The sequence below is a fragment of the Bradyrhizobium sp. LB13.1 genome (genome assembly GCF_054056815.1).
On sequence record NZ_JBSRYQ010000001.1, the window covers coordinates 5,192,571 to 5,205,047 of the forward strand.

A 12,477-nucleotide genomic window follows, 5' to 3' on the forward strand; every position below is an offset into this window, starting at 1 on the left:
CACGGAACTTACGCTTCGGGTTCCCAGGCGAACAGGTTCCCGATTCCCGGCATGGGGCAACATGCGACGAAAGCATAATGGGGAATGGAACAGAATCTCGCACCTGAGGGTTGTCCGAGCGCAATAATCGAGGAGACCAAATCGATGGCTGACGACCGTTTTACCAACGATCCGTATCGCCCGAATCTCGCCGATGATGAATATCGCAACGCGGCGCGACGGGATGCCCAGCTTCAGGCCGATCCCGAGCTTGGTGAAGGCCCTGCCTCCAGCGGCAAGGTTGCGATGTTTGCAGTAGCAATTGCGCTGGTGCTGGGTGCCGTATTCTACGGCCTGAACAACACACACACCGGCAACGAGGCGAGCAACGCGCCGGCGACGCAGACTGCGCAGCAGGCGCCGTCGGCCAATCCGGCGGCACCTCCCGGCATGCGCGACGTGACGCCGCCGCGCACCAACACCGGGCCTGGCGTGACCACAGGCGCCGCGCCGAGTAAGCCGGCCCCGGATACCCAGAAGCCGTCTGACGGCGCGAAGTAACGATTTGCAACAACATGCAACAGCGGCGGGACTCACGTCCCGCCGTTTTCGTTTGCCTCTACCGTCTGAGCATGATCTTTTCGGAGAACCGCTGCACACTTCTCCGGATCATGCTCTAGGGTCTGTTGGGATTCATCTGGAGTTTATCGCGGCCGCGGCCAGATAGATCATTGAAGTGAAGCTCTGGTCGGTCTTGTCGGCGCGCATTGCGATGCGCTTGAATTCCTTGAGCTTGCCGAAGAAGTTCTCGATGAGATGCCGCCATTTGTACATCTCCTTGTCGATGGCGAGAGGCTGTGCACGGCGCGGATGCTGGGAGATGACGACTTTGGCGCCACGCGCTTCGAGTTCGGCGATGATGGCGTTGCTATCGAAGGCCTTATCAGCGATCAGCGCGTTGAAGGCCAATCCCTCGATGAGCGGCGGCACGCCCACCGTATCGAAACGCTGTCCCGGCAGGAGCACGAAGCGCACGAGATTGCCGAGCGCATCGGTGAGCGCCAGAATTTTGGTGGTCATGCCGCCTTTCGAGCGGCCGATCGCCTGGCTTTGCGTCCCCCTTTTGCGCCCTGACCGTGGCGGTGGACCTTGACGATGGTGGCGTCGACCATGGCGTATTCCATGTCGGGATCGTCGGAGATGGCCTCGAACAGCCGCTTCCAGACATCCGCCTTCACCCAGTCGCGAAAGCGCGTGAATGTGCTATTCCAGTGGCCGAACATCGCCGGCAGATCCCGCCAGGGACTGCCGGTTCGGGCGATCCACAGAACGGCCTCGACAAACAGTCGGTTGTCCTTGCCGCTGCGGCCCGGATCTCCCGGCTTGCCAAGACAATGCGGCTCCATCTTCGCCCATTGGGCGTCAGTCAAAACGAATCGGTCCATCCCAAGCTTGAATCACAACCAAGCCCCGATGAGAATCCTGAATCCCAACAGACCCTAGCTGAACATCTTGTTGAGCTCGCCGCCGGGATAGCCGCTCCCGAGTTCCGCGAAGGTGCCCTTCTCCGCCATTTCCTTTGCGGCCCGCATGAAGCCGCCCCAGGCGGCGCGTGCGAGTGAACCGCCGACGCTGATCCGGCGCACACCGAGATCGGCAGCTTCCTGCAACGACAGCCCGGAGCCGCCGATCAGCAGGTTGAACGGTTTTGGATGCACCGCCTTCACCACTGTGGCGATGTCGTCACGGCTCTTCAGGCCCGGCGCGTAAAGGCAATCGGCGCCGGCATCGGCGTAAGCGGCGAGCCGGTCGATAACGAGCTTGAGGTCCGTCACGCCCCACAGATATGCCTCGCAGCGGCCCACCAGCAGCGTGTTGCTGTCACCGATCGCCTTCCGCGAAGCCCTGATACGCTCGACCGCGAGCGCGCGCTCGTAGATCGGCTTGTCCTTGTCGCCGGTGGAGTCCTCGATCGAGAGACCGGCAACGCCGGTGCGCACGCAGCGCTCGACATTGTCCGCGACCTTGTCGGGTTCGACCGCGAAGCCGCCCTCGAAATCGGCGTTGACGGGGATGTCGACGGAGGAGCTCAATGCTGCCAGATGCTGACAGACGTGCTCGACCGAGACGCGGTTGTCGGCCTTGCCGATGGTCCATGCAAAGCCCGCGCTCGACGACGCAAGCGCCTTGAAACCGAGATGCTGCAACGCTTTGGCGCTGCCGACGTCGACCGGATTGGGCAGGATGAAACAGCCGCTCTCGTGCAGCTTCCTGAAGATCGCGCGCTTATCAGCAATTGTCACCGGCATGTTTCTCTCCCTTGTTGGTCGCGCAGAGATGGGGACGTGCCGCCGCGAGTGCTAGTGCGCGTCGTGCACCGCGCGGCTGTCCTTCGGCGCCTGCTCGCGATCATTCATGCTGTAGTCACGGATGACGCTGGCGATACGCAAATGATAATCGGCGAAGATTTTTGCGCGGCCCTTCGCTTGCGTGCGCCGGTGCTCCATCGTGTTGCGCCATGCCTGAACCGCCGCCTCATCCCGCCAGAACGATACCGACAGGATCTTGCCCTTGTCGGTCAGGCTCTCGAAACGCTCGACCGAGATGAAGCCGTCGATGGTTTGCAGGATGGGCTTGAGGTCGGCCGCGAGGTCGAAATAATCCTGACGGTGTTCCGGCCTCGGCCAAACCTCGAAGATCACGGCAATCATGGGCATCTCTCCTGTCATTGATGGCCTACAATACCACCTACAAGATCACTTGGCGCAAAAACGTGCGCTCTTCGGCGAGGATGAATTTGTGCTCCTCGGCGAAGTGGAAATTTGCCATGCCTTCGATATCCTGACTCAGCCGGGCGCGATAGGCCTCGTACGCGGCCAGACTCTCGAAGGTGATCAGCCCAAACGCGATGTTGTTGGTGCCCTCGTGCGGCATGAAATAGCCGATCAGGTCACCGCCGCATTTCGGGATGATGGTGAGCCAACGCTTCGAATACTCCTGAAACTGCGCGCGCTTGAACGGATCGAGCTGGTAGCGGATGAAGACGGTGACGGACATGATGAGCTCCTGTTTTCTTCGTCATTGCGAGCGAAGCGAAGCAATCCAGAGTGCCTCAGAGGGACATGCTGGATTGCTTCGTCGCTTCGCTTCTCGCAATGACGACGTGGTGAAAGAATACGCGCTTGCCCGACCGCGATGCTTCGGCTATCATCGAAGTATGAAGTCCGGCCCAGACATTGCCATGATCGCCTCGCTGGTCGGCGATCCCGCCCGCGCCAACATGCTCACGGCGCTGATGAACGGCCGCGCGCTCACCGCGAGCGAGCTGGCGCAGGAGGCCGGCATCACGCCGCAGACCGCAAGCTCGCATCTTTCCAAGCTTGAGGCCGGTGGCCTCATCGAGCCGGAGAAACAGGGCCGCCACCGCTACTATCGCCTCACCGACGACGACGTCGCTGGCGTGCTCGAAGGCCTTGCGAGCCTCGCCGCGCGGACCGGCCATATGCGGGTGCGCACCGGGCCGAAGGATCCGGCGCTGCGGCGTGCGCGGATCTGCTACGACCATCTCGCCGGCGATCTCGGCGTGCAGATGCTCGACACCCTGCGCGCGCAAAACCTAGTCAGGCAGAAGAAGCAGGACATCGAGCTGACGGCGGAGGGCGAGCGCTTCCTGGCCAAGCATTTGCAGATCTCGCCCGACATGCTCACCCATCCGCGCCGGCCGGTCTGCAAGGCCTGCCTCGACTGGAGCGAGCGGCGCCACCATCTCGCCGGTACGCTTGGTGCCGCCATGATGCAACGTTTCGCCGAGCTGAAATGGGCCGCCCGCGACGCCACGCCCGGCAGCCGCGTGGTGAATTTTACGCGCACCGGCGAGAAGCAGTTTGCGGCGTTGTTCGGTGATGGGCGGGAATAAACACAAGTCCGTGTGAACGACGTCTCTCGTCGTGGCCGGGCTTGACCCGGCCATCCACGTGTTTATGCGAACGATCGTTCCCTGACCTTCAGAGACTCCCATGAACCGCTTCGCTTTGGCCGCGCTCGCCGCCGCCCTCATCGCCTCTCCGCTCACCTCCACTCGCGCCGCCGACACCGCCTCGCGCGAGCCCTACGGCGTCGCGCTCGAAGGCTTTGCCTATCCCTACCCCGTGCAATTGCTGCCTGTGACCAATGACGGCGAGCAGCTCAGCATGGCCTATATGGATGTTGCGGCTGCGCGGCCGAACGGCCGCACCGTGGTGCTGCTGCATGGGCGCAATTTCCCGTCGAGCTATTGGGCGCCTGTCATCAAGATGCTGAGCGAGGCCGGTTTCCGCGTCGTGGTGCCGGACCAGATCGGCTTCGGCAAATCCTCCAAGCCGACGGGTGAGCTGCATTTCGACACACTGGCACGCAATACGATGGCGCTACTCGATCATCTCAAGATCGAAAAAGCGGAGATCGTCGCCCATTCGCTCGGGGGCATGCTGGGCGTGCGCATCGCCCGCGCCTATCCCGACCGCGTCGCTCACCTTGTTCTGACGGCCCCAATTGGGCTGGAAGACTACCGCCTCTACGTGCCGCCGACACCGACCGAGAAGATTTTCCAGACCGAAGACAAGCTCACGGCCGAAGGCTATCGCAAGCAGCTCCAGACCAATTACGCGATCAAGCTGCCGCCGGACGCGATCACGCCATTCATCGACGCCCGCTTCAACATCAAGGGCAGTCCTGATTATCCACGCTGGCTGCGCGCCTTTGTCAGCTCCGGCCAGATGATCTATCGCGAGCCGGTGGCGCACGAGGTCGCGCTGATCACCGAGCCGACGCTGTTCATCATGGGTGCCGACGACCACAACGCACCGGGCCGACCGAACGCACCGGAGGCGCTGCGCGCGAAAATGGGGCAGAACGCCGAACTGGCTAAGGCACTGGCTGCGAAGATGCCGAACGCGCGGGCCGAGGTGATCCCGGACACCGGCCATCTCGTCTTCCTGGAATCACCGGAGAAGTACAAGGAGCTGGTCCTGGGCTTTCTCGGCCGCTAACGCCATTGCCGTCGCCTGAGGCCGCCTGCGGGGAATGTTCATGCCGCATTCAGGTCATGATTGGCAGATCTGCGTCGCGTCGTGTCGGCATGTTGCGAGCTTTAACGTGTCGAATCGTGTCTTTTGATTCATTGTGCGCCGAAAGGGCCAAGCCCTCCTAGAACCTGCCCCAATCCTGCCCGCCAAAGCCTGCCCCCCAAAGCCTGCCCTCCAAAGCCTGCCCCAAAGACGAGAAGGAAGATCAAATGAAATACCTGTTTGCCGCCGTGATGCTCGCCAGCGCGGTCGTTGGTTTCAGCGAGGCGGCCAGCGCCGCCGGCGGTTGCGGCCCCGGCTGGCATCGCGGCGCCTATGGCGGTTGCCGGCCGATGCGCGGTCCGGTCGTTGTCCGCCCCCGTCCGATCGTGGTTGCGCCGGCCCCTGTCGTGGTCGTGCCGCGCGCGCGCGTGTGCCCCTACGGCTTCCGCTGGTACGCCGGCCGCTGCCGCCCGCTCTGATCTCGTTTTTTTCGCATAGCGAAATGGCCGCGCGGCGAAAGCCCGCGGCCATTTTCTTTTTGAGACGTCTCCAAACAGTTGGTCCGCGTTCCTGCAAGCGGCTCCGAATCAAACGGGGGTCGCAACCGCGATCCCCGTCCCGATGTCGATCGACGAGCGGTTACCAATGGCGGCGATGCCAGCGCCGGCGGCGCCAGCCCCAGTGACGGCGATGCCAGTGGCCGTGGCCGCGCCAATGCACCTGTTCCGGTTTCAATTGCGCCGCTTCATCGCTGCTGGTGACTGCGGGATGAGCGTCCGGATTGCGCTGCGGCATGCCGGGATCACCGAGCGGGTGCGGCGCCAGCGGCGCGGCCTGTGCGGCGGTGGTGAACGCGGCGGCTCCGGCAGCGACACCGATTGCAAATTTCAAAAAGTTCCGGCGCTCCATGGCATGTCCTCTGGGCTATCGAGCAAGTGATGCAGAGGCAGTGTCGTGGTCACGACATGAACCAAAGCTGAATCCCGCATTCAGGTTAGTTGCGAAGTGAGAGGTTTCGTAGCCCCGACGCCGGGCTACAACGCCGGTGCGCTATTTCCCAAACTCCTGCGCCACCACCAGCGTTTCGCGCGTGCGCTTCACGTCGGGCCAATCGCGGTTGAAATCGGCGACCAGCTGCTTCAAGGCATCGCCCTTCAGCATCGCCGCGAGCCTGGCCTCGTCGTCGAACTGATACATCGCCTGATGCAGCGACGGATCGTCCAGGCTCCAGAACCGCCACGCCTTGCTCACACCGAACGCCTTCACCGCGTCGGGCAGATGTTCCGTCTCGTACCATCTGTCGAAGGCGGCGCGCTTGCCGGCATCGGTGACGGTGGCACGAACGACGAAGAAGGCTGACGGCATCAGGGTTCCTCCTGTTTGTGGGGTGAGATTAACCGGTTTACGGCGCCGACGACAAAAGAGTTGGCGACGCTGTCGGAACATACTCGCTTCATCCGTCCTATGCCCAGACAGCACGGAGACACCGCATGGCCGACCTCACCCTGACCACCTTCGATTGGGTTCCCGAGATGCCTCGCGGCTTCGTGCGGGACCTTCGCGTGCGCTGGGCCCTTGAAGAAGCTGCCTTGCCGTATCGCGTTGCGAGCGTGCCGTTCGGTGACCGCGACGCTGCGCATTTCGCGCACCAGCCCTTTGGGCAGGTGCCGTGGCTCACCGACGGCGACATCTCGATCTTCGAGAGCGGCGCTATCCTGCTCCATCTCGGCGAACGCAGCGCAAAGCTGATCCCGACTGATCCGCGCGGCCGCAGCGAAGCGATCGCGTGGGTGTTCGCCGCACTCAATTCGGTGGAGATGCCAAGCCTGCCGTGGTCGATGCTGAAGTTCATGGGCGATGCGGGCGATACGCCGGCGTGGAAATTCGTGGACGGCTTCCTCAAGCTCCGCCTCAAGCATCTTGAGCCCGTGCTGGCCGGCCGCGAATGGCTGGCGGCCTCCTTCTCCATCGCCGACATCCTGATGTCGGACGTGCTGCGCCCCGTCGATCGCTTCGACGGTTTGGCGGAACATCCGGCCTGCCGCGCCTACGTCACCCGCGCTACGGCGCGCCCCGCCTTCGTCAAGGCCCGCGCCGACCAGATGGCGCATTTCGCCGCGGCGGACGCCGTACGATCTGCGTGACGTGCCTCACATAACTAGCCCGGCATTGGCCATACGATCGCGACCATCGGAACGAAGCAAACGGCTTCAATTATCAGGGCGGAAGGTGACACATGGCCCGCATCGAATATCTCAAAGACCAGCTTGCCCGCGCCGAGCGCCTGGCAAAGGCGATCCTCGACCAACAAACCGCGCAACGCCTTCAGGCGCTCGCAGCCGAATGCCGCACGGAGTTGCAGGTGCTGACGCACAAGGCCGCGGCATAAGGCAGCTCGTTACACGAGCTTCATCGGCGTATCGGCGACCACGCGAAGGTCGAAGCTGCTGATCAAAGCTGAACGGCGCGCCTCCGCAGCACCGATGGCCTCGTCAGTCTGTCGCAGCGTACTGACGTTCGAGCCGAGCGAGACGATCCCACCGAGCACGAGAGCTACTGATCCCAGCGCGGCGGTCTGACCTGTCCCGAACAGACCGAGGATCGTGATCAGCAACAGTGCAGCCCCGCCGCCGATCGCGACCTTGGACGCCAGAATATACTTCCGGCATCGCTCGGCAATCTCGGCCAGCGCCGCGATCCGGTCTTCAAGGTCTGAAATCTCGTCGGTCGGATCGGTTTCGGTCATCGGATTTCAAAATTTGGGAAGCTCGATTGCGAATAAAGCCTAGCGGCGAAGTCCTTCGCTTAGCTAGGTAGCTTGCCCCCAACCGATTTATAGAATTCCGCAAGTTGGTTCGCTAACAGTGAGGCCAACAAATCTTCCATCTTCGAAACATCGATCCGGCCTCCGCCGCGAAAGACCAAATCTGCTTCATCCAACGCGTCAAAATAGGGCTTTCGGTTGTCGATGATTTGATCTGGTATCGTTGGCGTGCCTGGCAGAACCGCACCAGCGCGAACCGAAAGCACAACATATGAGACAATTCGGGAGGTACGACCGTTCCCATCCGCGAACGGATGAATCCAGTTTAGCCGCCACATGACGTAACGGCGAGATGGATCGGCGTGCTAGCTTCCCAGTGATCATTGACGTAGTCGCACATGTCCTCAACGAGTTCGGGGACCAGATGTGCACCGACGGGCTCATGCTTACTTCCCTCGATGGCAACGCCACCGGGGCGATAGTTTCCAGCATAGGAGCTGATGCCTGCTAAGGCTTCTCGCTGCAAACCGAGGATGAGTGAGGGGCGGAGCTTGAATGAGCCCCGCTCAAGGGCCGTATGGATCGCACCAATGGCTGCGTCGTATTGGCGGAACCCGTTCCGAGCTTCCGCAGCGGCCTTCTGCTGAGGATCTGTAATTAACTCAGGTTCGAGCGCACGGCTATCGCGCCGTTCACGCTCTTCGCTTGTCATTTCTTTTCCTTGGCCAATTTTTCGGCCTCACGGTCCACCATTTCGCGCGTAATAAGCGAATTCTCGAAATGGGTGTTGCCATATACGAAGCTGCGCCGCTGCTCCTCCCGGTGTTCGGGGGACGGATTGGCGGTCTTCGCAGCTTCGATTAGTTTCTTGAGAGCGTCAGTCATCGCACCAATATAGTCGAGTCCGTTCAGGGGCACCACGCGATTTTGTACAGAATAGCCGCTGTAAGTTCCTCACAACGGCAAATTGTCGTGCTTCTTCGCAGGCGTTTCCACCTTCTTGTCCTTCAGCATCGACAACGCCCTTGCAATCCGTTTTCGCGTCGAGTGCGGCATGATGACGTCGTCGATGTAGCCGCGCTCGGCGGCGATGAACGGCGACAGGAAGCGGTCTTCGTACTCCTTGGTGCGGGCCGCGATCTTGTCGGGGTCGCCGATGTCGGCGCGGAAGATGATCTCGACCGCGCCCTTGGCGCCCATCACCGCGATCTGGGCGGTCGGCCATGCATAGTTCATGTCGGCACCGATTTCCTTCGAGGCCATGACGTCGAAGGCGCCGCCATAGGCCTTGCGGGTGATGATGGTGACCAGCGGCACCGTGCACTGCGAATAGGCAAACAGCAATTTCGCGCCGTGCTTGATCAGGCCGCCATATTCCTGCGCGGTGCCGGGCAGGAAGCCCGGCACGTCGACGAAGGTGACGATCGGAATGTTGAAGGCGTCGCAAAAGCGGACGAAGCGCGCCGCTTTCCGCGAAGCGTCGCTGTCGAGCACGCCGGCCAGCACCATCGGCTGGTTCGCGACGAAGCCGACGGTGCGGCCCGCGATGCGGCCGAAGCCGGTGACGATGTTCTTGGCGAAGGCGTCCGCGATCTCGAAGAAGTCGCCCTCGTCCACGACCTTCAGGATCAGCTCCTTCATGTCGTAGGGCTTGTTCGGATTGTCAGGGATCAGCGTGTCCAGGGACATGTCGACGCGGCCGATGTCGTCGAAGCTCGGCCATTCCGGCACGCCGTCGGTGTTGTTCGACGGCAGGAAGTCGATCAGGCGTCGCATCTGCAGCAGCGTCTCGACGTCGTTCTCGAAGGCGCCGTCCGCGATCGAGGAGCGCGTGGCGTGCACCGAAGCGCCGCCGAGCTCTTCCGCGGTGACGACCTCGTTGGTGACGGTCTTCACCACGTCCGGGCCGGTGACGAACATGTAGCTGGTGTTCTTCACCATGAAGATGAAATCGGTCATGGCCGGCGAATAGACGTCGCCGCCGGCACACGGGCCCATGATGACTGAGATCTGCGGGATCACGCCGGAGGCGAGCACGTTGCGGCGGAACACGTAGGAATAACCGGCCAAGGCAGCTACGCCCTCCTGGATGCGGGCGCCGCCCGCGTCATAGAGGCCGATGATCGGCGCCCGCGCCTTCATCGCCATGTCCTGGAGTTTTGTGATCTTCAGCGCGTGCGTTTCCGACAGCGAGCCGCCGAACACCGTAAAATCCTTGGCGAACACGAACGTCTTGCGGCCGTTGACAGTGCCCCAGCCGGTGACAACGCCGTCGCCGGGCACCTTGTTCTTCTCCATGCCGAACTCGGTGGAGCGGTGCTCGACGAACATGTCGAATTCCTCGAACGATCCCTTGTCGAGCAAGAGCTCGATGCGCTCGCGCGCGGTCAGCTTGCCGCGGGCGTGCTGCGCCTCGATGCGCTTCTCCCCGCCGCCGAGCTTTGCGCCGGCGCGACGGTCTTCAAGGGCGTCCAGGATATTCTTCATTTGCTCCCGCCAGTTCTTAGCCTAAATGCGATTGTCGGGGTTCTAACACGGCATTTTGCGGGCCGGGAAGCCGCTTTCGGCGCCGCAGAGCTGCCTTGCCGCAGCGCGAAAGCGCAAGGAATTACAAAGTTTTGCCTGGGAGGCGAGCATGACCGAAGGAACGGCTGAGACGGGCGCGGCGACGGGCGGCGTCAACATCCTGCTGCGGCTGGAGGGCCTGACCTTGTTTGTGGGGATGGTGATGCTCTACTGGACCTGGGACGGCTCCTGGGCAGTCTTTGCCCCCTGCTCTTCCTGGTCCCCGATCTGAGTCTTCTCGCCTATCTTGCCGACGCCAAATTCGGCGCGCTGGTCTACAACGCCGCCCACAGCTACATGGCGCCGGTCGCGCTGATGACGCTTGGCTTCGGCCTCGCGTCGCCGCTTACCCTGTCCATCGCCTTGATCTGGCTCGCCCATATCGGCCTCGACCGGGCGCTCGGCTATGGCCTGAAATATGCGGCCGGGTTCGGCTTCACCCATCTCGGCCGGATCGGCCGGCAGAAGGACGCCTGACCCACTCCTCGCGCAATGACGAGCCTACGGCTCACCCGCCTTGAACGGCTCCTGCTTGTCCGGCGGCACCGTCTCTTCCGCCATCGCCAGCAGCATGGCGACCATCACATAGTTGCCTGCGAGCGCGGTGAGGTCGACGATCTGCTGATCGTTGAAGACCTTCCTGGCGCGCGCATAGGTTTCGTCGCCGACCTTCTTGGTCGTGGTGAGTTCGGTGACGAAGTCGTAGACGACGGTCTCGTCCTCGGCCATCTTCGACGGCCGCTTGTTGGCCTTCAGCTCCGCGATGATGTCGACCGACAGGCCAGCCTTGGCCGCGAGCGGCGCATGGGCGTACCACTCGACCTGCGAGCGCCACTGCCGCCCGATGATCAAAATCGCAAACTCGTTGAGCTTGCTCGGGACCGAGGTTTCCCAGCGCAGATAATAGAACAGATCGAACAGGCGCTGGCCGAGCACGGGACTGCGGATCATCGGATTGTACGGACCGCCGATGCCGACGCTCGACACCTTCATGATCTGCTCGCCGAGCGGCTTCTGCTTGGCGTCGAGCTGGTCCATCGTGAGCTGCGGAAAGCGTGGCTCCTTGCTGGTGGCAGGCGCTGCAAACATCGTGGCGGCGAGCCAGCCGCCAGCTGCGGCAAGCGTGAGCGACGGCAGCCAGAGTGGCGCTGAGTTCATTTTGTCCTCCCCGTTTTTTTGTTGACCCGCGGGATGCTAGTCGAGCCGCTTCAGCGCGGTAGCGCTAGATCGCGCCAATCTCGGCAAGGCAGGCTTGCGTCAGCGGCATGCGCTCACCAACCAGACGCGGCTCTTTGCAATCCATGTTGAGCGCGAACACGGTGTGCGCTGCACCCTTCTCGGCCCAGCCCACCATCCAGCCAAGCGACGGCTCGCCGCGCTCGGCGCCGAGAAGTCCGGACTTTGCGCGGATGACGCTATCGCCGACCTTGGTCACCGGCAGGATGTCCGCGACGAGATCCTGGCTGCGCCTGGAAATCGGCAGCGCGCGGCGGCGCAGCCGGTCGACGAAATCGACCTGCTCGACCGGATCGATGCGCAAGGCGCCGGTGAGCCAGAACTGGTCGATGCCGCCGCCGATGTCGCGGTTGCCGTAGTCGAACAGATCGACATACTTTTGCATGCGCTCTTGCCCGATGCGGCGCGCGATCTCCTGATAGACCGGTACCGCGCTCACCGCGATCGCGCTGCGTAGCGTGTGATCCTTATTCCAGGCCTCGATCGGACGCTTCACGCCATCCCAGGGAAATACGTCCTTGTCGGGATCGGCGACGACGCCAGTTTCGAGCGCGACCAGCGAGTTCGGAATCTTGAAGGTCGAAGCCGGCAGCTTCGCTTCGCCCGAACGCTCCTTGTCGCTCGCAACGATCAGATAGTCCTCGACCTTGTAACCGACGAACGTCCCGTCCGTGCCGAGGTCGGTGAAGCGCTTTGCGAGGCTGTCACGGATCTCGTTGCGTGGCGGCGCGACATGGGCGAATGCACGCGATGGCAAAGCGGCAGCGGCGAGAAGGCCGAGGGTGGAACGGCGGGTGAGCACTGGCGGTGTCCGTTACGCGATGAAGATGGCCGCGACCATGCGGTCGCTATCGTGGTGAAACGATGACAGGTTATTTCTTGAGCATG

Annotated in this window: 18 protein-coding genes and 2 pseudogenes; 7 read left to right on the forward strand and 13 right to left on the reverse strand. The window is 62.5% G+C overall.

Annotated elements, in window-relative coordinates; genetic code table 11:
* Positions 1-144: 144 nt before the first annotated feature.
* Positions 145-540, forward strand: a complete 396-nt coding sequence (locus tag ACVWYI_RS24905) for a hypothetical protein (RefSeq protein ID WP_247341251.1) — start codon at positions 145-147, stop codon at positions 538-540.
* Between the two features lie 132 nt (positions 541-672).
* Here ACVWYI_RS24905 and ACVWYI_RS24910 read toward each other — a convergent pair.
* From ACVWYI_RS24910 to ACVWYI_RS24925, 4 genes and pseudogenes are all read right to left on the reverse strand, one after another.
* Positions 673-1,424 (reverse strand): annotated as a pseudogene (locus ACVWYI_RS24910) (IS5 family transposase).
* 54 nt (positions 1,425-1,478) lie between these two features.
* Entirely contained in the window at positions 1,479-2,288 is an 810-nt protein-coding gene (locus ACVWYI_RS24915; protein WP_456663461.1) for an isocitrate lyase/PEP mutase family protein, read from the reverse strand.
* 51 nt (positions 2,289-2,339) lie between these two features.
* Complete coding sequence (locus ACVWYI_RS24920; RefSeq protein WP_456663462.1) at positions 2,340-2,690, reverse strand: antibiotic biosynthesis monooxygenase family protein; 351 nt, start codon at positions 2,688-2,690, stop codon at positions 2,340-2,342.
* Between the two features lie 37 nt (positions 2,691-2,727).
* Positions 2,728-3,036: an NIPSNAP family protein gene (locus tag ACVWYI_RS24925; protein WP_456663463.1), complete on the reverse strand. Its 309-nt coding sequence runs from the start codon at positions 3,034-3,036 to the stop codon at positions 2,728-2,730.
* A gap of 160 nt (positions 3,037-3,196) precedes the next feature.
* On the opposite strand from ACVWYI_RS24925, the gene ACVWYI_RS24930 reads away from it, so the two are divergent.
* The 3 genes from ACVWYI_RS24930 to ACVWYI_RS24940 all read left to right on the forward strand — a co-directional run bounded on the left by ACVWYI_RS24930 (position 3,197) and on the right by ACVWYI_RS24940 (position 5,503).
* On the forward strand, positions 3,197-3,895 hold the full coding sequence (locus tag ACVWYI_RS24930) for a metalloregulator ArsR/SmtB family transcription factor (RefSeq protein WP_456663464.1): 699 nt from the start codon (positions 3,197-3,199) through the stop codon (positions 3,893-3,895).
* Positions 3,896-3,995: 100 nt separating this feature from the next.
* Positions 3,996-5,006: an alpha/beta fold hydrolase gene (locus ACVWYI_RS24935; RefSeq protein ID WP_456649512.1), complete on the forward strand. Its 1,011-nt coding sequence runs from the start codon at positions 3,996-3,998 to the stop codon at positions 5,004-5,006.
* Positions 5,007-5,251: 245 nt separating this feature from the next.
* A complete protein-coding gene (locus tag ACVWYI_RS24940; RefSeq protein WP_247341239.1) occupies positions 5,252-5,503 on the forward strand; it encodes a GCG_CRPN prefix-to-repeats domain-containing protein in 252 nt (83 codons plus the stop codon).
* 160 nt (positions 5,504-5,663) lie between these two features.
* Here the strand turns inward: ACVWYI_RS24940 and ACVWYI_RS24945 are convergent, their stop codons facing one another.
* Together ACVWYI_RS24945 and ACVWYI_RS24950 are read right to left on the reverse strand one after the other, a co-directional pair.
* The gene (locus ACVWYI_RS24945) at positions 5,664-5,933 is read right to left on the reverse strand and encodes a twin-arginine translocation signal domain-containing protein (protein WP_247445953.1); all 270 of its coding nucleotides are present in this window, start codon (positions 5,931-5,933) and stop codon (positions 5,664-5,666) included.
* 141 nt (positions 5,934-6,074) lie between these two features.
* Complete coding sequence (locus ACVWYI_RS24950; RefSeq protein ID WP_456649511.1) at positions 6,075-6,389, reverse strand: hypothetical protein; 315 nt, start codon at positions 6,387-6,389, stop codon at positions 6,075-6,077.
* Between the two features lie 125 nt (positions 6,390-6,514).
* On the opposite strand from ACVWYI_RS24950, the gene ACVWYI_RS24955 reads away from it, so the two are divergent.
* Positions 6,515-7,168: a glutathione S-transferase family protein gene (locus ACVWYI_RS24955; protein ID WP_456649510.1), complete on the forward strand. Its 654-nt coding sequence runs from the start codon at positions 6,515-6,517 to the stop codon at positions 7,166-7,168.
* 92 nt (positions 7,169-7,260) lie between these two features.
* A complete protein-coding gene (locus tag ACVWYI_RS24960; RefSeq protein ID WP_247341228.1) occupies positions 7,261-7,413 on the forward strand; it encodes a hypothetical protein in 153 nt (50 codons plus the stop codon).
* Between the two features lie 9 nt (positions 7,414-7,422).
* Here ACVWYI_RS24960 and ACVWYI_RS24965 read toward each other — a convergent pair whose 3' ends face one another.
* The 5 genes from ACVWYI_RS24965 to ACVWYI_RS24985 all read right to left on the reverse strand — a co-directional run bounded on the left by ACVWYI_RS24965 (position 7,423) and on the right by ACVWYI_RS24985 (position 10,275).
* Positions 7,423-7,770, reverse strand: coding sequence for a hypothetical protein (locus ACVWYI_RS24965; RefSeq protein ID WP_456649509.1), 348 nt, complete (start codon positions 7,768-7,770; stop codon positions 7,423-7,425).
* A gap of 59 nt (positions 7,771-7,829) precedes the next feature.
* Positions 7,830-8,126, reverse strand: coding sequence for a Fic family protein (locus ACVWYI_RS24970; protein WP_456663465.1), 297 nt, complete (start codon positions 8,124-8,126; stop codon positions 7,830-7,832).
* Positions 8,114-8,500 carry a hypothetical protein gene (locus ACVWYI_RS24975; RefSeq protein WP_456663466.1) on the reverse strand — a complete coding sequence of 129 codons (387 nt, stop codon included), beginning with the start codon at positions 8,498-8,500 and terminating at the stop codon, positions 8,114-8,116. Before ACVWYI_RS24975 ends, ACVWYI_RS24970 begins: the two co-directional genes overlap by 13 nt.
* On the reverse strand, positions 8,497-8,673 hold the full coding sequence (locus ACVWYI_RS24980) for a hypothetical protein (RefSeq protein ID WP_456663467.1): 177 nt from the start codon (positions 8,671-8,673) through the stop codon (positions 8,497-8,499). The genes ACVWYI_RS24975 and ACVWYI_RS24980 overlap by 4 nt, the downstream gene beginning before the upstream one ends.
* A 69-nt stretch (positions 8,674-8,742) precedes the next feature.
* Complete coding sequence (locus ACVWYI_RS24985) at positions 8,743-10,275, reverse strand: acyl-CoA carboxylase subunit beta (protein WP_007603066.1); 1,533 nt, start codon at positions 10,273-10,275, stop codon at positions 8,743-8,745.
* A 148-nt stretch (positions 10,276-10,423) separates the two neighbouring features.
* On the opposite strand from ACVWYI_RS24985, the pseudogene ACVWYI_RS24990 reads away from it, so the two are divergent.
* Positions 10,424-10,830 (forward strand): annotated as a pseudogene (locus ACVWYI_RS24990) (DUF4260 domain-containing protein).
* A 24-nt stretch (positions 10,831-10,854) separates the two neighbouring features.
* Here ACVWYI_RS24990 and ACVWYI_RS24995 read toward each other — a convergent pair.
* Together ACVWYI_RS24995 and ACVWYI_RS25000 are read right to left on the reverse strand one after the other, a co-directional pair.
* Entirely contained in the window at positions 10,855-11,511 is a 657-nt protein-coding gene (locus tag ACVWYI_RS24995) for a carboxymuconolactone decarboxylase family protein (protein WP_456663468.1), read from the reverse strand.
* 64 nt (positions 11,512-11,575) lie between these two features.
* A complete protein-coding gene (locus tag ACVWYI_RS25000; protein ID WP_456663469.1) occupies positions 11,576-12,391 on the reverse strand; it encodes a penicillin-binding transpeptidase domain-containing protein in 816 nt (271 codons plus the stop codon).
* Between the last annotated feature and the right edge of the window lie 86 nt (positions 12,392-12,477).